This is a genomic window from Sphingomonas yabuuchiae (assembly GCF_014199595.1).
GTDB lineage: Bacteria > Pseudomonadota > Alphaproteobacteria > Sphingomonadales > Sphingomonadaceae > Sphingomonas > Sphingomonas yabuuchiae.
In genome coordinates this window covers 1-18878 of sequence record NZ_JACHNX010000027.1, presented here as the reverse complement: position 1 = coordinate 18878, position 18878 = coordinate 1, and the positions used below count along the sequence as shown (strand labels likewise).

17 protein-coding genes are annotated in these 18878 nt (G+C 60.8%); 11 read left to right on the top strand and 6 right to left on the bottom strand.

Features of this window, described 5'->3' with window-relative positions; all coding sequences use genetic code 11:
- Positions 1 to 170 precede the first annotated feature (170 nt).
- Together GGQ89_RS17940 and GGQ89_RS17935 are read left to right on the top strand one after the other, a co-directional pair.
- Entirely contained in the window at positions 171 to 392 is a 222-nt protein-coding gene (locus GGQ89_RS17940; RefSeq protein WP_004213291.1) for a hypothetical protein, read from the top strand.
- A gap of 62 nt (positions 393 to 454) precedes the next feature.
- Entirely contained in the window at positions 455 to 694 is a 240-nt protein-coding gene (locus tag GGQ89_RS17935; RefSeq protein WP_008827849.1) for a hypothetical protein, read from the top strand.
- A 223-nt stretch (positions 695 to 917) separates the two neighbouring features.
- Here GGQ89_RS17935 and GGQ89_RS20390 read toward each other — a convergent pair whose 3' ends face one another.
- From GGQ89_RS20390 to GGQ89_RS17925, 3 genes are all read right to left on the bottom strand, one after another.
- Complete coding sequence (locus GGQ89_RS20390) at positions 918 to 1244, bottom strand: Rap1a/Tai family immunity protein (protein ID WP_223178489.1); 327 nt, start codon at positions 1242 to 1244, stop codon at positions 918 to 920.
- Between the two features lie 75 nt (positions 1245 to 1319).
- Positions 1320 to 1724, bottom strand: a complete 405-nt coding sequence (locus GGQ89_RS17930; protein ID WP_228165648.1) for a PepSY domain-containing protein — start codon at positions 1722 to 1724, stop codon at positions 1320 to 1322.
- On the bottom strand, positions 1721 to 2611 hold the full coding sequence (locus tag GGQ89_RS17925) for a DUF1259 domain-containing protein (RefSeq protein WP_008603797.1): 891 nt from the start codon (positions 2609 to 2611) through the stop codon (positions 1721 to 1723). Before GGQ89_RS17925 ends, GGQ89_RS17930 begins: the two co-directional genes overlap by 4 nt.
- A gap of 195 nt (positions 2612 to 2806) precedes the next feature.
- Here GGQ89_RS17925 and GGQ89_RS17920 point away from each other — a divergent pair, with 195 nt between their 5' ends.
- The 4 genes from GGQ89_RS17920 to GGQ89_RS17905 all read left to right on the top strand — a co-directional run bounded on the left by GGQ89_RS17920 (position 2807) and on the right by GGQ89_RS17905 (position 7041).
- A complete protein-coding gene (locus GGQ89_RS17920) occupies positions 2807 to 3730 on the top strand; it encodes a chromate resistance protein ChrB domain-containing protein (protein ID WP_008603798.1) in 924 nt (307 codons plus the stop codon).
- Between the two features lie 2 nt (positions 3731 to 3732).
- Positions 3733 to 5130, top strand: a complete 1398-nt coding sequence (chrA, locus tag GGQ89_RS17915; RefSeq protein ID WP_122129123.1) for a chromate efflux transporter — start codon at positions 3733 to 3735, stop codon at positions 5128 to 5130.
- 11 nt (positions 5131 to 5141) lie between these two features.
- Positions 5142 to 5873 (top strand): superoxide dismutase, encoded by a 732-nt coding sequence (locus GGQ89_RS17910; RefSeq protein ID WP_008603800.1) that lies wholly within the window; start codon positions 5142 to 5144, stop codon positions 5871 to 5873.
- An 88-nt stretch (positions 5874 to 5961) separates the two neighbouring features.
- Positions 5962 to 7041: a Cj0069 family protein gene (locus GGQ89_RS17905; RefSeq protein ID WP_184106684.1), complete on the top strand. Its 1080-nt coding sequence runs from the start codon at positions 5962 to 5964 to the stop codon at positions 7039 to 7041.
- 84 nt (positions 7042 to 7125) lie between these two features.
- Here the strand turns inward: GGQ89_RS17905 and GGQ89_RS17900 are convergent, their stop codons facing one another.
- Entirely contained in the window at positions 7126 to 7686 is a 561-nt protein-coding gene (locus GGQ89_RS17900; RefSeq protein ID WP_046765576.1) for a recombinase family protein, read from the bottom strand.
- 173 nt (positions 7687 to 7859) lie between these two features.
- Here GGQ89_RS17900 and GGQ89_RS17895 point away from each other — a divergent pair, with 173 nt between their 5' ends.
- The gene (locus tag GGQ89_RS17895) at positions 7860 to 10829 is read left to right on the top strand and encodes a Tn3 family transposase (RefSeq protein ID WP_184106683.1); all 2970 of its coding nucleotides are present in this window, start codon (positions 7860 to 7862) and stop codon (positions 10827 to 10829) included.
- Positions 10830 to 10841: 12 nt separating this feature from the next.
- Here GGQ89_RS17895 and GGQ89_RS17890 read toward each other — a convergent pair whose 3' ends face one another.
- Positions 10842 to 11129: a hypothetical protein gene (locus GGQ89_RS17890; protein ID WP_240456270.1), complete on the bottom strand. Its 288-nt coding sequence runs from the start codon at positions 11127 to 11129 to the stop codon at positions 10842 to 10844.
- 371 nt (positions 11130 to 11500) lie between these two features.
- Between GGQ89_RS17890 and hsdR the strand changes: the two genes are divergently transcribed.
- Genes hsdR through GGQ89_RS17870 form a run of 4 tightly spaced genes read left to right on the top strand, consistent with a single transcriptional unit; the run spans position 11501 to position 18296 of the window.
- Positions 11501 to 13957, top strand: a complete 2457-nt coding sequence (gene hsdR / locus GGQ89_RS17885) for an EcoAI/FtnUII family type I restriction enzme subunit R (protein ID WP_184106682.1) — start codon at positions 11501 to 11503, stop codon at positions 13955 to 13957.
- Between the two features lie 3 nt (positions 13958 to 13960).
- Positions 13961 to 15418: a class I SAM-dependent DNA methyltransferase gene (locus GGQ89_RS17880; RefSeq protein ID WP_184106681.1), complete on the top strand. Its 1458-nt coding sequence runs from the start codon at positions 13961 to 13963 to the stop codon at positions 15416 to 15418.
- Positions 15415 to 17061: a restriction endonuclease subunit S gene (locus GGQ89_RS17875; RefSeq protein ID WP_184106680.1), complete on the top strand. Its 1647-nt coding sequence runs from the start codon at positions 15415 to 15417 to the stop codon at positions 17059 to 17061. Before GGQ89_RS17880 ends, GGQ89_RS17875 begins: the two co-directional genes overlap by 4 nt.
- A gap of 2 nt (positions 17062 to 17063) precedes the next feature.
- Positions 17064 to 18296 carry a DUF3644 domain-containing protein gene (locus GGQ89_RS17870; RefSeq protein ID WP_184106679.1) on the top strand — a complete coding sequence of 411 codons (1233 nt, stop codon included), beginning with the start codon at positions 17064 to 17066 and terminating at the stop codon, positions 18294 to 18296.
- A gap of 275 nt (positions 18297 to 18571) precedes the next feature.
- Here the strand turns inward: GGQ89_RS17870 and GGQ89_RS17865 are convergent.
- Positions 18572 to 18878: helix-turn-helix domain-containing protein (locus tag GGQ89_RS17865; RefSeq protein ID WP_244955812.1), on the bottom strand; the 307-nt coding region annotated here is incomplete at its 5' end.

Here is an 18878-nt window from a genome sequence, read left to right as displayed (position 1 = left end):
TGGCATTTTGGCATGGGTGCGCGCCAGCTTTCAAGGATCGGCGGTTCCCCCAATTTGCTGCGCAAATCGGCTCCCCCACCGCCCGCTAACGCGGCCGCTTCGCGGTCCCTGACAGCCGGCGCCGGTGCCCATGCCGGGTGTCTCCCGTCACCAACGAGAAGGAGAACCGGATGCACATCAAATTGTTTAGAGCACTGAAAGCGGCTAATCTGTCCGACGACGCCGCAGCGGAAGTTGTAGAGGCTATTGAGGAGTATATCGCCGTGAAGGTTCAGGAGGCGAACAAGGGAATCGAAAGCAAGCTGACGGCACAAACTTGGGTCATCGGCAGCGTCGGTTTCGTCCTCGCAGTCATCGGCCTCGCGCCCGCTTTCATCAAACTGTTCCAGTAAGACAAAGGGAGGCTTCGGCCTCCCTTTTTTTGCCGAACCGCCTGATTGTCAGGAGACGCAAATTGACCGACTTCGCACAAGCACGGCTCGATATGTTCGAGAGCGGTTTATTCGGCCAGGGCAATGCTTTCTGGCGCTGGATCGCCACGGACGAGGCGCGGCCCTATCTGACCGCTTTCGCCGTCGATCGCGCGCCACCCAGCGGAAGCGAGTTTTTCGCGGCCGATCTTAGCGCCGAGGATCTACTTGATTCCGAACACCTGGCCGAGCTGGCCCAGAAGATCGAAGCGGCTCACGGCTAGCGCCGTGCGCGCCGGGGTTATTTGCGAGTAGCTGTGCGCTGTTGGCGTCACCTCAAGGTTTGTGCGCCAGACAACGATTTGGCAGACATAATGCGAACATCGGCTAATTAGCGAGCTTGAGGCGCGACATGGAATCGTTGAGCTGGCGGAATTCACCGCCAGGCGGACGCTCCGCCTGCCCTCAAAGGCAGCCGCCGGGCAGGCTACGCCGCGGGGTACGATGCTACTGACATGGCCAAGCCTTCGCTAACGAGCGTTCAGCTCCGGCCACCATATGAACACTCATAAAATAGCTATTCTGCTCCGCCCAGCGTAAATATGCCGCGCGCAGCGCCGATCGGTCATAGCGTGGAGCGCGGCATTCCGCTTTTCGCGCGACGATCATCATGTCGAGCACGCCTTGGAGGTAAGCGCCGCATCGCGGCTCATTCGCTTGACAGCTTACGAACAACGCCGAGCCCGTCGCCGACGCGGGTTCGGTTTGGCCGATCGCACTATCAGGCAGGGCGGCCAAAGCGGCGCATAACAATATCCATCGCCTTGGCCGCATTTTCGTCTCCTATTCCGCAGTATCATTTCGGAAGGGGCGCACGGCCCTCGACGGCCGGCGCCCCGTGCTGATCCATCATTCGCGGCCGAGCACCTGGCCTTCGGGCGTGACGAACAGTTCGATCGTCTTTCCGTCGCTGTTCTTGCCCTTGATTTCATAGAGCGTGCTTCCGTCCGCCTTTCGGGTGACTTGCTCCGCTTTGCTTATTGACGCGAGTTGCGCGCGTGCCGCGTTCATCGCGGCCTCGGGCACCTGAGCAAGCGGGATGTCTCGTTCGCTGTGCTTGCCGATTATCCGGTTTTCGTTCGCCTCGTGGTTTTGCGCGATCGCCACGCCCGCGATCGCCAGCGCGGCCGCGCCCACGCCTGCGACAACAGTGAGAGTTCGTTTGCTAGCCATGTTCCATTCCACTTCCTGCATAAGGGCCGTGGGGTCGGGCGGGCGGCGGTTACGGCCCAATGAGCCGTCGTCCGAGTTCAACTCCTCTGATTGTTCATCCTGTCGAGCGCCGCGCGCAGCCCACGGGCGAGCTTGGCTGCGTCGTCGTTGGCCCAGAAGTGCATGAAGAACAGCCGCGGCTCGTCGTTTAGCATATGATTATGCAGCGCCGTGACCTCGATCCCGTTCGTCCGCAGCACGCGCAGGACCGGATCGACCTCGTTTGCGACAAGTACGAAATCGCCGGTGATGGCGGCTCGGCCGTCCCCGGTTGGCTGAAAGTTGATCGCGGTCGCCGTGCCCATCGTCGGCGGAGTCTCCATATCGCCGTCCATCAGCCGCTCGGCGCGCGGAAAGCTGTATTGGAGGATGCCACCGGCCGTCTTGCCCTCACCGCCCATCAACCGGTTGAGCGCGGCCACATCGAGGTCGAGCCGCGATGCGGCTGCGCTGGCCGAAGGCGATTGCGGCGCGGCGAGCGGGGTCCGACTGGCTGATAGCGCTTGCCGGAGCGCGGCCGCGAGCTTCACCGGGTCGCCGTGGCCGGCAATGTGCATGTACATGGTCGCAGGCGAAGAGCGGAGCAGGTGATTGTGGAGCGCGGTGATCGTAAAACCGCTTGCGAGCAGGCGGCTCAAAACGGGGTTCACCTCGTCGTGGGTCAGCACGAGATCGCCCATCACCATCGCCTCGTCGCCCATCGGCTGAAACGCCGCCCAAGAGCCGAGCGCGAGGGAGGGCTTGATCGTCACCCCATCCAGCGTGACGCTCAGGTCCGAACGCGGGAAGCTGTAGCGGTGAACGCCCCCCGGCTGTTCGGCCCCCGCTCGTCCTATCGCCCGGTCGACAGCCGACCAGTCCGGCGCTGCCCATGCCGGGCTTGCCAGCAGGAGGCTGGCGAATCCCAAGGCGATGGTCTTTTTCAGCATAATTGATCCTTCATCAGCGCACTCGACACGGAAAGCCTCACGTCATGCGAGCGCGCCGCCGGCGAGCCGCGACATTGCGCTCCGGTTTCTTTCTTCGGGATAAGCAGTCCTATGCTCATGAGGCTTGTGATGCAACCCTTACACTTGTAGGCTAGTGACGATACAACTATGACAAACACACAAGCTTCCCCTTGGTTGCTCCTGATCCCGCAGCTTCCGGCTAAGCCTGCCTATTTGCGGGTGAAGGTCTGGCGGCGTTTGCAGGCGATCGGGGCCGCGCCGCTCAAGAACGCCGTCCATGCGCTCCCCAATCGCGAGGACACGCGCGCGCTGTTCGAAGAACTGCATCGCGAGATCACCGAAAATGGCGGCGAGGCGCTGATCCTCGAAGCGCGCCTTGTCGGCGGCATGGGCGATGCGGAGCTGCGCGGAGTGTTCGACGCTGCGCGTGACGCCGACTATGAGGAGTTGGCACGCGAGGCGCGCGCGCTGTGTGAGGGCGAGTATGTCGCGGCGGCGGATGTGGGCCGCCTGCGCAAACGCCTGAACGAGGTCGCCGCGATCGACTTTTTCGGTGCGCATGGTCGGCAGGCGGCACAGGCCGCCATCACCGAGGCGGACCGCCGCTCTCACCAACATCCCGATGTGAGCGGCCCCGGTGCGCCCGAGCTGACCCCGGCGGAGCTAAAGCGCCGCGTTTGGGTGACGCGCCGCCATGTCCATGTCGATCGCATCGCGTCCGCCTGGCTCATTCGCCGCTTCATCGACCCCGAGGCGAGCTTCAAGTTCGTCGAGGGCAAAGGATATGTGCCGGAGCCTGACGAACTGAGGTTCGACATGGCGGACGCTGAGTTCACCCACGAAGGCGACCGCTGCTCCTTCGAGACCTTGGTGTTCCTCACCGGTCTCGAGACCGACCCCGCGCTGCGGGCGCTCGGCGAAATTGTTCACGACCTTGATATTGCCGATGCTCGGTTCGAGCGCCCGGAAACTCCGGGAGTGAGCGCGCTTATCGCCGGCATCTGTGCCGGCACCGACGACGACGAGGAGCGGATCGCGCGCGGATCGACCGCGCTCGACGGATTCTATGCTCACTTCACCCGGCGAAAAGAGGACTAAAGATGGAGGCCAGCGCACGCGCTGAAATCGCAGTCGAGACGCTGCACGAGCACGGCATCAGCTTTGGCGAGGCGGTGCGCGTCTGGATCAGGGTCGCGCTGCTCAGCTTCGGCGGACCGGCGGGCCAGATAGCGGTGATGCATCGCATCCTGGTCGAGGAGAAGCGCTGGATCGGCGAGGAGCGGTTCCTCCACGCGCTCAACTATTGCATGCTGCTGCCCGGCCCTGAAGCGCAACAGCTAGCTGTCTATATTGGCTGGTTGCTCCATAAGACCAAGGGGGGCCTGGTCGCGGGCGCGCTATTCGTGCTGCCCGGCTTCCTCGCGATTTTAGGGCTCAGCTATGTCTATGTGCTGCTCGGCGAAGTGCCGCTGGTCGAGGGATTGTTCTTCGGATTGAAGGCCGCCGTGCTGGCGGTGGTGCTACAGGCGGTGGTCCGGGTGGGTTCGCGTGCCTTGAAGAACAACGTCATGCGCGGTTTTGCCGCGCTGGCGTTCGTCGCGATCTTCGTGCTCGACGTGCCCTTCCCGCTGATCGTGCTTGCCGCCGCGCTGATCGGCTTCTTCAGTGGCCGCGCTGGTTACGCCGCATTCAAGGGCGGCGGCGGACATGGTCCCGCCGGCGCTGAGATAATCCACGACCGCGACACCGCTCTTGGCGAGGGCCTTCCCGACCATGCCCGGCCGAACCTCTCTTGGTCGCTGCGCATCTCCGGCGTCCTGCTGCTGCTCTGGCTCGGGCCGGTCGCAGCGCTGCTGTTCGCGTTCGGCCCCGACGACGTGTTCAGCCGCATCGCCACCTTCTTCAGCCAGATGGCGGTGATGACCTTCGGCGGCGCCTATGCGGTGCTCGCCTATGTCGCGCAGGAGGCAGTCGAGACCTATGGCTGGCTCCAGCCCGGCGAGATGCTCGACGGGCTCGGCATGGCCGAGACCACGCCCGGGCCGCTGATCATGGTGACGCAGTTCGTCGGCTTCCTCGCGGCCTTCCGCGAAGCGACCGGGCTGCCGCCGCTCGTCGCCGCGACCTTCGGCGCAATCCTCACCACCTGGGTTACCTTCCTGCCATGCTTCCTGTGGATCTTCGCCGGCGCGCCATTCATCGAGCGGCTGCGCGGCAACCGCGCATTGTCGGCCGCGCTTTCGGCGATCACCGCCGCAGTGGTCGGCGTGATCCTCAATCTGGCGGTCTGGTTTGGTATCCACACTCTGTTCGAGCAAGTCCGCGAAGTGCCGTTCGCAGCCGGCACCATCGATCTCCCAGTCCTAACGTCCGTCAACTGGCCGGCGCTGGCGCTCGCGGTGGGTGCGATACTCGCCATGTTCCGGTTCAAGGCCGGCATGCTGCCGGTGCTCGGCGTCTGCTCGGTCCTCGGGGCCGCATATGTAATGATCATCTGAAGGAGTGACGCGTGACGATCGACCATCTTTCCCGACGCAGTGCAATCGCAACTCTTGGCATCGGAGCCGCCGCCATGACTATCAACGAAGCCTCTGCGCAGACGCCGGCCGCAGCGCCGGCGGCTGTCCCCGCCTTTGCCGGAAATCATCAGGTCAAGCCGCTCAGGTTCAATCCCGCCAGGCTTCACGGCCTCTCCGAAAGGCTGATCACATCGCACCACGAGAACAATTATGCGGGCTCGGTCAAGGCCCTGAATATGATCGAGACACGACTTGCCGCCGCGCTCGCTGACACGGACCTGCCGCCGGTGGTCTATGGCGGATTGAAGCGCGAGGAGCTGCACCGCACCGGCTCGGTGGTGCTCCATGAGGTCTATTTCGACGGGCTCGGCGGCAACGGCCAGGCAGCCGGTTCCATCCGCGACGCGCTGGGCGCGGCGTTCGGCTCGTTCGACCGCTGGGAAGCCGACTTCCGCCGTACCGGGATGAGCCTTGCCGGCGGATCGGGCTGGTGCGTGCTCGTCTACAATCTCCACACGCGCTCGCTGCACAACCATTGGGCGTGGGATCATATGCACGGTGCGATTGCCGGCGTGCCGCTGCTCGCGCTCGATATGTACGAGCACAGTTTCCACATGGATTACGGCACCGCCGCCGCCAAATATGTCGACGCCTTCTTCCGCAACATCGACTGGGAAGTGGTCGACCGGCGCTATGCCGCGGCTTTGCGCGGCGGCGGCTGAACCCGACCGCCGTGGCTTAACACCCACTGCTGCGCGACACCTGAGTTCGCGACCACAAAGGGGACAGGTCCGATGGGGAGATGCAACAATGACATCCGGCCCGAACATCGCTCTTCTTTGGCGTGGGCAAGCAGCCGAGTGGACGCATCGCTTTCATGAAGCCCGGCAGTGGCCGATAATGCAGGCCTTGCGGGCGCTCGGGGCGACCGCAAGGCCTGTACTGTACAGGGACGAGGCGGTTCGCGAGATTCGGGACGAGCTGCTGTCGTGCGACACAGTGCTGGTCTGGGTGAATCCGTTGGACATTTCAGGCGACCGCTCGCAGCTCGATCCAATGCTGCGCGAAGTCGCGGGGTGCGGCGTTGTCGTCAGCGCGCATCCTGACGTGATCGCCAAAATCGGCGTCAAGGAAGTGCTCTACACAACGCGATCCATGGAATGGGGCAGCGATGTCGATCGATACGTGGACGCTGAAGGCCTTCGCGCTCGTTTCCCCGAACATCTTGCCGCAGGCCCGCGCGTGCTGAAGCCGAACTACGGCAACGGCGGCAGGAATGTATGGCGTGTCCAACTAGACGAAGCGGGAAACGCTCCGGCTTTGAAAACGTCGGTGAAAGTTCAAGAGGCCCGCCAAGGAAGCAAATCGGAGCGCATCAGCCTAGCCGAGTGCTTGGAAAGGTGGGTGCCGTTTCTAAACGACGGCGGCGTGCTGATCGATCAGGCTTATCAGCCGCAGTCGTCCGAGGGCATGGTCCGCTGCTACGTGTGCGGGCACCGAGTGGTTGGCTTTGGGCACAACCTGATCACTGCGCTGATGACGCCAACGGCCATTGATACAACGTCGTCAACCCCACAGCCGATGGGCCGCGCCATGTTCGGACCGGAGGTGACGCGCTTCGCAGCCTTACGGAAAGCGATGGAGGATCGCTGGATTCCAGAGATGCAAAGGTTGCTGTCGATCGCCGACCACGATCTTCCGCTTCTTTGGGACGCCGACTTCCTATTTCGCCCTGGTGAAGCCATCAGCGATGGCTCCTATGCGCTTTGCGAGATCAATGCTAGTTCGGTTGCACCATTTCCGCCAAGCGCCGTCCAGCCAGTCGCCGCAGCGGCAATCGGTCGCGTTCTTGCCATTCGTTTGACGAAGGAGACCTCCAATCCTCATTGATATGATTCAAGCAATTCAAGAGACGTGACATTGGTCGTATCAATCAGACAAGCCTAAGGGTGAGCGAGGCTGGGTGAAACCGGCTCAGGTGGCAGCGCGGAGATACTGGTAGAGGGTTTCGCGACTGATCCCCAGGTCACGGGCGATGACGGCCTTGCGCTCGCCGTCATCAACACGGCGGTGCAGCTCGGCGACTATTTCGTCGGAGAGGGAACGTTTCCGCCCGCGATAAGCACCGCGTTGTCTGGCGACCGCAATGCCTTCGCGCTGCCGCTCCCGGATCAGGGCGCGCTCGAATTCGGCGAACGCACCCATGACCGAGAGCATCAGGTTGGCCATCGGGGAATCCTCGCCCGAGAAGGCCAGGCTTTCCTTCACGAACTCGATCCGGACGCCTCTTTTGGTGAGGGACTGAACCAGTTTGCGCAGATCGTCGAGATTACGCGCCAATCGATCCATGCTGTGGACCACGACGGTGTCACCCTCGCGGGCGAAGGCGAGCATGGCATCGAGTTCGGGGCGGTTGATGTCCTTGCCCGATGCCTTGTCGGTGAAAATCCGGTCGAGCGACTGCCCGTCCAACTGGCGATCGACATTCTGATCGAATGTGCTCACCCGGACGTAACCGATCCTCTGGCCTTTCATCGCCGCCTCCGGTCAAAATGTCAGGTTGAATTCTATGACACGGCGGAACATGCGTCAATAAATGCTTGCCATAACCCTATCCTGACAGAAACCGCCGCTGCATCCTGACGTCCGGTTAGGCTATACTCCAGATTGACGCTAGCCTGTCGCTCTCGACTCGGGATGGAGGCAGGATGGCGCGGCGGCGATTATTGACCGGAGAAGAAAGGCGTCGCCTGTTCGATATCCCCCATGACGAAACCGCGATCGTCGGCCACTATACCCTTGCCGCCGAGGATCTCGAACTGGTCGGTCGCCGCTATCGCCCTGCCAACCGCCTCGGTCTGGCAACGCAGATCGCGCTTATGCGGCATCCCGGCTTCGGTTTGCAGCCCGACGTCGACGTCCCCGATGCGGTCCTTCACTATCTCGCCGCCCAGCTCTTCGTCGATGTTGATGCGTTCGCCGACTATGACCAGCGCGCGCAAACACGTAACGATCATGCCGACATTGCGGCACGGCATCTGGGGCTACACCCTTTTCGGCGAGGGGATATACCGCTCGCGCTCGATCTCGCCGCAAGAGCTGCGGAGCGGACCGATCGGGGCGAACCTATTGTCCGCGCATTGATGGAGGGGCTGAAGCAGGAACGCTTCATTCTTCCATCGGCAGACACGCTCGAACGTGCGGGCCTCGCCGGCAGGGCACGCGCCCGCAAAGCCGCGGCGGCGCTCATTGTCGAAAGCCTGGGTCATGCCGAACTGGCGCGGATCGATGATCTGATCGTCAACAACAGCGACTTCGGCATGACGCCGCTGGCCTGGCTGCGCAATTTCGAGGAAGCGCCCACCACGGCGAACATCAACGGGCTGCTGGAACGGCTACGCTATGTGCGCGGAATCGGCATCGACCCGGCGATCGGCGCGAAAATCCCCGACTTCCGGTTCGCGCAGTTCATGCGCGAAGGTGGCGTTGCGCCGGCGTTCCTGCTCTCCGATTATAGCCTTAACAGGCGCCGCGCGACGCTGATCGCGGCGGTCATCGACCTCGATGCCAGGCTCGCCGATGGTGCGATCCAGATGTTCGACAGGCTTGTCGGAAGCCTGTTCACACGGGCGCGGCGCGGGCGGGAAAGGCGCTATCAGGACAGCATCCGCTCGGTCGGCGAACTTATGCGGCTGTTCGGCGCGACGATCGCCGCGCTGGGAGAGGCGGTCGAACATGGCGGTAATCCGCTCGAACTGATCGACGAAGCGGTAGGCTGGCACAGACTGGTCGCAGCCAAATCGCAGGTCGATGCGCTGGCCGAGCTGGCGGGCGAAGATGCGCTTGTCGCGGCGACTGGTCGCTATGCGACGCTGCGGCGGTTCAGCCCGGCTTTCCTCGATACATTCACGTTCAAGGCATCGGGGAGCGGATCGCAACTGGTCAAGGCCATCGAGGTCATCCGCGATACCAATGCCCGCAAGGCCCGCAGCCTGCCCGAGGGCGTTCCGCTCCCATTCGCCAACCGGCAGTGGAAGCGCCTCATCACCGAAGGTGGCCAGGTCGATCGCCGGCGATACGAGACGGCCATCATGGCCACGCTGCGCGATCGGTTGCGCGCCGGCGACATATGGGTCGAAGGAACCCGCAATTATCGCCGCTTCGACACCTATTTGCTGAGTCGACGCGATGCCGATAAGGTGGCCGACAGCCTGCCATTCCAGACCGATGCGGCCGCCTATCTGGAGGAGCGGGCAAGGACGCTCGACTGGCGGCTGCGCCGTTTCGCCAAGCAACTCAAGGCGAACAGGCTCGCGGGCGTGGCGCTCGAACGCGACCGGCTCAAGCTGCAACCCATGCCGGCGATCACTCCACCCGAGGCGGAGGCTCTCGATCGCAGGCTCGACGCCTTGCTTCCGCGCGTGCGGATCACCGAACTCCTGGTCGAGGTGGCCGAGCGCACCGGGTTCCTGAGCGCATTTCGCGATCTTCGGTCCCGCAAGGAGCATGACAACCCGCACGCGATCCTCGCCGCCATTCTCGCTGATGGATCGAATCTGGGTCTAGAGCGCATGGCCAACGCCAGCGACGGGGTGAGCTACGCCCAGCTTGCCTGGACCCACAACTGGTATTTGTCGCCCGAAAACTATCAGGCCGCGTTGGGGATGATCGTTGCCGCGCACCATGATCTTCCTTTCACGCGCCATTGGGGAGCCGGCACTAGTTCATCCTCCGATGGGCAGTTCTTCCGCTCGGGCCGCAACCGATCGGCGGCGGCCGACATCAATGCGAAATATGGCAGCGAGCCGGGCCTGAAGATCTACTCCCACCTGTCCGATCATTTTGCCTCGTTCGGATCGCGGATCATGTCGGCCACCGCCGGCGAGGCCCCCTACGTGGTGGATGGCCTGATGCTCGGCGCCGGCGCGCTACCGCTGCATGAGCATTACACTGATACCGGCGGCGCGACGGACCATGTCTTTGCCCTTTGCCATCTTCTCGGCTTCCGGTTCGTGCCCCGTCTGCGCGACATCGCCGACCGGAAACTCGGCTCGATCGCCGCGCCTTCGACCTACAAAGGCATCGAAAGCCTCATGGGCCGCACGATCAAGACGGCGGCGATCGAAGCCGATTGGGATGACATCGTCAGGATCGTCGCCTCCATTAAGGAAGGAGCCGTTGCGCCCTCCGCGATCCTGCGCAAGCTGGCCGCCTACAAGCGCCAGAACAGGCTGGATTTTGCGCTGGCCGAACTCGGCCGCATCGAGCGGACGTTATTTGCGCTCGACTGGCTTGAACAGCCCGACGTGCGTCGCGCCTGCCAGGCCGGCCTCAATAAAGGCGAAGCACGTCATACCCTTGCCGCCGCGATCTACACCAACCGACAGGGGCGGTTCACCGATCGCTCGATCGAGAATCAGGAATATCGGGCATCGGGCCTCAATCTGCTGATCGCGGCGATTTCTTACTGGAACACCGTCTATATGGACAGGGCCGCCCAGCATCTCCAATCATCCGGCGGCACCTTCGATGATGCGCTGCTTGCCCATCTCTCGCCGATGGGCTGGGTGCATATCAGTTTGACCGGCGACTATCTGTGGCAAAGGGCAAACCGGCTCTCCCCTGGCGAGTTCCGCACCCTCAACGATCCCATGGCCCGCCTCAAACTCGTGGCATAGCCAGTGTTCTCATTATGTCCGCCAAATCGTTGTCTGGCGCACAAACCTTGAGGTGACGCCCTGTTGCTCCGCCACGTCGCGGATCATAGCTGCCCAGCATCCCAAGATCATGCCCTCTTCATTATCGACTTCGCTTGTGGCGACCGCATAGATACCCAGCAAGTTTGCAACCTCGCTCGCCTCGACAATGCCTTGGCGCGCAAGCAGCGTGGCAAACATCGAGAGTGCTCCCCCCATTGCCCGCACCAGCGGCGCATCTTGTAGCAGTCGGTCAAATTCGCGGGGCGGGTTACTGGACATAGATTGTTCCGATCAAATTAAGCGACTGCCTTTCAGGCGTCGGTACATAGAACGGACCCAGCGATACGCTAAGCGCCGACATGTCTGCTCGGGTGTCGTAAAACGCCTGTTTGCCGTACAGTCCCGCGAATGACGTGGTCTGGGACATTGCGGCCATTCGGGGTAGCCCCCGTCAACGGCCGTTTCTAGCAGAACGAGACGTTCCATCATGAGCCTTTCCATCGCCGGTCTGGGTCCGCTGGCGGCGCTTTGCCTGTCTGCTTCCCAAGCGCAGAAGCATCAAGAATGTGGCCTGAATAGGCGAATTCTCATGCCAACTGGCAAAATCGTGATCATGCCTCTACGGTCAGTCCACACGGGATGGGCCTTCAATGTTCGACAAACGATCTCTGAGCGAACGCGACATTTGCACCAAGTTCATAACGCCTGCCATCAAGGACGCTGGCTGGGATGAGATGACGCAGATCAGAGAAGAGGTCAGCTTCACAAAAGGCCGCATTATCGTTCGCGGAAAGATGGTTAGTCGTGGTCAAGGCAAGCGTGCTGACTATGTGCTTTACTACAAGCCCAACATCCCGCTGGCGCTGATTGAGGCTAAGGACAACACCCAGCCTATGGGCGCGGGCATGCAGCAAGCGTTGGAATATGCCGAAACCCTCGACATTCCCTTCGTGTTTGCGTCGAATGGCGATGGGTTCTTAGTCCATGACCGCACGGGCACTGGCGATGCACGCGAAGTCACGCTGCCCCTTGACGCCTTTCCATCACCGGGTGAACTATGGCAGCGATATGCCGCGTGGAAGGGCCTGACGGCAGAAGGCGAGGAGATTGTACTCGAAGATTATTATGACGACGGCAGCGGCAAGCAGCCGCGCTATTATCAGGTCAACGCCGTCAACGCGGCCATGGAGGCCATCGCGACTGGGCAGAACCGCATTCTGCTCGTCATGGCGACCGGCACCGGGAAGACTTACACCGCGTTCCAGATCATCTGGCGGCTGTGGAAGGGCGGGCACAAGAAGCGCATCCTGTTTCTCGCTGATCGGAACGTGCTGGTTGATCAGACGATGGTCAACGATTTCCGGCCTTTCGGCCCAGCGATGGCGAAGCTGTCCGCCAACGCGAAAACGATCGAACGTGATGACGGCTCGAATATCGACCTGCCGATCGCCATGGACAAGAAGCGTCGCGTCGATACCGCGTACGAGATTTATCTCGGACTGTATCAGGCCATCACCGGGCCGGAGGAACGGCAGAAGCTTTTCAAGGAGTTCTCACCCGGCTTCTTCGACCTCATCGTGATCGACGAATGCCACCGTGGAAGCGCGGCGGAGGACAGCGCATGGCGCGAAATTCTTGAGCATTTTTCTGATGCTACGCAGATCGGCTTGACGGCCACGCCGAAAGAAACCCGGTATGCGTCCAACATCCACTATTTCGGCGAACCGGCTTACAGTTACACCCTGAAGCAGGGCATCCGCGACGGCTTCCTCGCGCCCTATAAGGTCATCAAGGTCCATGTGGATCGCGACATTCAGGGCTACCGCCCCGAGAAGGGCCAGCTTGATCGCGACGGCAACGAGGTCGAGGATCGCATCTACAATACCCGCGATTTCGATCGGACGTTGGTACTGGATGACCGGACCAAGCTCGTGGCGCGCAAGGTCACGGAATTTTTGAAGGAAAGCGGCGACCGTTATCAGAAATCAATCGTGTTCTGCGTCGATCAGGAGCACGCGGCGCGTATGCGACAGGCATTGATCAATGAGAACGCCGACCTCGTGGCGGAGAGTTCCCGCTATGTCATGCGGATCACCGGCAACGATCCCGAGGGTCAGGCGCAACTCGGGAATTTTATCGACCCCGAGAGCCGCTACCCGGTGCTCGTCACAACGTCACGGCTGCTGTCTACCGGGGTTGATGCCCAGACCTGCCGCCTGATCGTCCTCGACCGCGACGTTGGGTCGATGACCGAGTTCAAGCAAATTGTCGGGCGCGGCACTCGCGTTCACGAAGACAGTCGCAAGTTCTTCTTCACGCTGATGGATTTCCGAGGGGCAACGAACCACTTCGCGGACCCGGATTTCGATGGCGAACCGGTTCAAATTTATGAGCCGGGCGAGGATGATCCTGTTACGCCACCCGATGACGACAGCACTGTCGGCGATCCCGGCGAAGATCATAGCGACCAACCGGGCGAGGAAACCATCATCGACAATGGCGAAACGCCGGACATAACCATCACAGATGACGTCGGTAGGCGTGGCAAGGTTTATGTCGATGGCGTGCCCGTCGTCATTGTGGCCGAGCGCGTGGAATATCTGGACGAAAGCGGAAAGCTCGTTACCGAAAGCCTGCGTGACTTCACGAAAAAAGCCCTGCGCAAGCACTTCGCGAGCTTGGACGAATTCCTTACCCGGTGGAATGGTGCCGAGCGCAAACAGGCGCTGGTCGATGAAATATCAGCGGAAGGCCTCGCGCTCGATTTCATCGCGGATGAACTCGGCAAAGACCTCGATCCGTTCGATCTAATTTGCCACATCGCCTTTGATCGCAAGCCGCTGACCCGGCGCGAGCGAGCGGAAAATGTGCAGAAACGCGATGTTTTCGCCCAATATGGCGAGCAGGCCCGCGCCGTGTTGCGCGCCCTGCTCGACAAGTATGCCGACGAGGGGGTGCTCAATCTTGACGATACCAACGTGCTGCGCATCCCGCCGCTGAACACGCTCGGCACGCCCGTCCAACTCATCAAGGCTTTCGGCGGCAAGGCCGGCTTTGAAGATGCCGTCCACGCCCTGCAAAACGAAATTTACCAGGAAGTTGCTTAATCAATGTCGGTTCGCACTCTCGTCAAATCCATTCAAGACATCATGCGCAAAGACAGCGGCGTCGATGGTGACGCGCAGCGCATCAGCCAGCTTTGCTGGCTGTTTTTCCTGAAAATCATCGACGATCAGGATCAGGAACTGGAATTGATGCGGGATGGCTACCAGTCGCCAGTGCCAGAAAGTTTCCAGTGGCGCGCATGGGCAGCCGATCCCGAAGGGATGACAGGAGAGGCGCTGCTCGCCTTCATCAACGAAGAGCTGTTCCCGGCGATGAAGGGCCTGAAGCCCACAGGCCTTCCCGGTGATCGCCGCCGCGTGGTGCGTGATGTGTTCGAGGATGCCTACAACTATATGAAATCCGGCCAGTTGCTGCGGCAGGTAGTCAACAAGATTAACGACATCGACTTCAACAACCTGTCCGAGCGCCAGCATTTCGGCGACGTTTACGAGACGCTTCTCAACGACCTGCAATCCGCTGGCAACGCCGGGGAATACTACACCCCGCGCGCAGTCACCGCGTTCATGGTTGACCGGATCGACCCCAAGCCGGGCGAGATCATCTTTGATCCATCGTGCGGCACAGGCGGCTTTCTCACCTGCGCCATGAAGCACATGCGCGAACGCTATGTGAAGCGGCCCGAGGATGAGGCGCTGATGCAAGCCTCCTTCCGCGCGGTAGAAAAGAAGCCGCTGCCGCACATGCTCTGCGTCACCAACATGCTGCTACATGGCGTGGAAGACCCCAGCTTCGTGCGCCACGACAACACGCTAGCCCGGCCCTATATCTCGTGGGAGCAGAAGGACCGCGTAGATGTCATCCTCACCAATCCGCCCTTCGGCGGCAAGGAAGAGGACGGCATCGAAAGCAACTTCCCTCAGCATTTCCGCACGCGCGAGACGGCAGACTTGTTCCTGGCCCTGTTCATCCGCTTGCTGCGCAAGGGCGGCGTAGCGGCCATCGTGTTGCCGGACGGCAGCCTGTTTGGCGAAGGCGTGAAGACCCGCCTGAAAGAGGCACTGCTGGAGGAATGCAACCTCCACACCATCGTCCGCCTGCCCAACTCCGTGTTCAAGCCCTATGCCTCCATCGGCACCAACCTGCTGTTCTTTGAAAAGGGCGAGCCGACCAAGGATATCTGGTTCTACGAGCATCAGGTGCCAGCGGGCCAAAAGGCTTATTCCATGACAAAGCCGATCCGGTTTGAGCATTTTCAGAGCTGCACCGATTGGTGGGGCGGCGCGGACCGCAAGGGCCGAGAGGAAGGCCCGCAGGCTTGGAAAGTCAGCATCGATGAGGTGAAGGCGCGCGGCTACAACCTTGATTTCAAGAACCCGCATAGCGAGGAGGCCGACCACGGCGATCCTGCCGAACTACTGGCAAAGCTGGATCAGGCCGAGGCCAAAACCGCCGATCTGCGCGAGCAACTGCAAGCTATTCTGGCTGAGGCACTGGCCCAATGAACGCCGATTTCGTGCGTGATGCCGTGTCGCGTTTTGGTGACGATCCAGCAGGTATTGGCCATTTTCGGAAGGTGGTCATAGGCTTGGCCATTGCCGGAAAGCTGGCAGGGGAAGGTCAGCCGCTGACGCCTGCGGAAATGCTTGATCAGATAGAGAGCGAAAAAATCAGGCTCCTTCGGAGCGGCGAGATTTCCAAACCAAAACGTTTCGCGCCCGTCATTAATGACCAGCTTCCAGAGGACTTTGCTGACACATCAGCATTCGCATCACTCGGAGCCGTCGCTCGCATCGAGAAGGGATTGACGGGTATCCAAGGCGCGAAACGCGGCAGCTTTCCGCTCGTAGTAACAGCGGCTGAGCGCAGCTCCTGTGACCATTTCGATTTTGAAGGCGCGGCGACGATTGTGCCTTTGGTGTCCTCGACGGGGCATGGCAATGCCAGCATAAATCGCCTGCATTATCAGGAAGGCCGGTTTGCGCTGGGCACCATCTTGGCGGCAATTTTCCCTTATGCTCCAAACCTGATTTCGGCGCGGTTCATATTCGAATACCTTTCGACCTTTAAGGACGAGCTGCTGGTTTCGCGCATGACGGGGACGGCCAACGTCACGCTCAGCGTCCGCCGGATCGCGGAAGTGCCCATTCCGCTAATTTGCCCGACTGTTCAGCGCACGACAGATGAGTTGATGGCCCTGTGCGATCAGCTTGAGGCGGCGCGAGTGAGCCGCGAGGCGGCGCGTGACACGTTCACCCTGTCCACCTTGGCCAAACTCAACACCCCCGATCCCGAAACCTTCGCGCCCGACGCGCGCTTCGCGCTGGCCAACCTCGCCCCGCTCACCACCCGCCCCGATCAAATCAAGCAACTGCGCCAAACCATCCTCAACCTCGCCGTGCGCGGCAAACTGGTTGAGCACGACACGGCGGATGAACCTGCATCGACCTTGCTTGCCGAATTTGCCGCGGCTAAATCAGAGCGCAAGCAGCGAACCGGAGATACGCGGATCAAGCTTGCCGCTACGCCTGAGCCAGAAACACTTCCCATTGACCTGCCAACTGGTTGGGCAGTCCAATCGTTTGAAAACCTATTCCTGTTCATCGACTACCGTGGAAACACGCCCCCAAAGACAGACAATGGCATTCCGCTTATCACCGCGAAGAATATTCGCATGGGCTTTTTGAACAGGGAGCCACGAGAATTCATTTCGAAGGTCACATTCAAAACGTGGATGACGCGCGGATTTCCTCAGATCGGGGACTTGTTTTTCACAACAGAAGCACCGCTTGCCAACGTATGCCTAAATGACATCACGGAGCCTTTCGCGCTCGCTCAGCGATCAATTTGCCTTCAACCCTACTCGACCATCAACACCAAGTTCCTGATGTTCGCTATGATGAGCGAGCCGTTGCAGGCGCTCATTGACGCCCATGCGACCGGAATGACTGCGAAAGGTATCAAGGCGGCAAATCTCAAGCCGCTCCCAATTCCCATACCCCCGCTTGCCGAACAGCACCGCATCGTCGCCAAGGTCGATGCGTTGATGGCCCTGTGCGATGGGCTCGAAGCCAGCATCACCACGGGCGAACAAACCCGATCCCGCTTGTTGGAAGCCATCCTGCACAACGCCTTGGAGCCAGCCTGACCATGACTGTGCGTCGGCGCGGCAACAAACTTGATCGATGGGAAATCGCACTGGTCAAGGCGATGGTAGCTGACGGGCGCTGGCCGAACGATCAGGACATTCTCGCCTATTTCACAAGGCCGACGCGTTCGATCAATCACCGCGCCATCGCGGAAATTCGCAACAATACCAAACACACGGCCATCAAGGCCACCACCGCCGACGAGCTGGACGCTTTCATCGCATCGTGGCCGGAAGTGGACCCGGAAACTGGCCTGAGCCTGCGCGGTGATGAACTGCTGATCAAGGCGCGGGAGGCCATGATCAGCGCCGTGCACACATTCAACAGCGCAGGCCTGACTTTCCGCGCCGAATTGTTCATCGTCACCGCCGTGATCGCGTGGACATACCTGATGCACGCTTGGTTCAAGCGCGAAGGGATCGACTATCGCCATACCAAGACCGTGAATGGCGAAAAGGTCGTGGTGAAAACACCGAGCGGCGCCGAAAAATATTGGGAATTGGGCCAGTGTCTGAAACATGCACGCTCACCGATCGAGCAGGGGGCGAAGGACAACCTGAACCTGCTGCTGGAAATTCGGCATGAAATCGAACATCGCTCGACCAGCCGTATTGACGATGCGCTGAGCGCGAAGTTGCAAGCCTGCTGCATCAACTTCAACGACGCTATCAAGAGCATGTTCGGTGCGCAGTATGCGTTGGAACGCCGCCTACCCATCGCACTACAATTTGTGACGTTCAGCCCGGATCAGCGCGCGATCCTGAAAAAGGCAGGCACGCTGCCACGTCACGTCGAAACCACCATGGACAATTTCGAGCAGAAGTTGACGCCGGAGCAGCAAGCCGACCCTCGGTTCGCCTTCCGGGTGTTCATGGTTCACAAGACTGCCAACCGTGCGCCCGGCGCTGATCTTGCTGTGGAAATCGTGCCGCCGGGATCGGACGTCGACCAAAAATTCAACATGGCGCTGAAAGAGGTGGAGAAGAAGAAGTATCTTCCCGCCGCCATCGTAAAAGCCATGAAGGACGAAGACTTCGACGCCTTCACGATGGATACCCATACCCGGCTCTGGAAGCGTCTCGGCGCAAAAGACCCGGGGAAGGGTTACGGCGCGATCGCCGTTGGCAATCAATGGTGCTGGTACGACACCTGGCTGAACCGCGTGCGAGAGGAATGCCTGCAGCATCCTGAACGCTATAAGACTGCGCAGGCTGCCGCTGGTAATGCGCTTTGACCCAGCCGGTCGGCAGCTTCCGATAGGACCGGACATTCACCATGGTTGGAACGAATGACCATTTCTGGTCGACTGCCGCCCTGTGCCCCCATGTCTGAAAACACATGTTTTCGGACGGACCTTCACGCTGACCTCGTGGCGCGGACTCAACGCTATCGCTGAGTGTCCGACAAACCCTGTCGCTTTGCTCAATCGTACGGAAACCTGAATCCGGAGATTTTCCGTCAGGCTCCACGTTAGCGGATATCTGGGTCCGTTCTATGTATCGACCCCTTTCAGGACTTATCGCGGGAAGTGCTATCCGCTGCCAATAATTCGACAACCGATAATCCGAAAACATCGGCAAGGCTCTCCAAGGTAGCAAGCGTTGGATTACCATGTCCGCGCACCATGTATGAAATATGTGACGCCGCAACGCCCGAGCGTTCGGACAACTCCCCTTGAGTTATGCCTAGTTTCTTTAGTTCGCGAGCGATGTTGGCCCCTATGCACAGCGACATCGCAGTTGAAGGGTCAGCGACATCGTAGATGACGTGTGGGGGGAAGCGGAGGCCGGGCGTAGCCCGGACGTAGCTTCCCCCC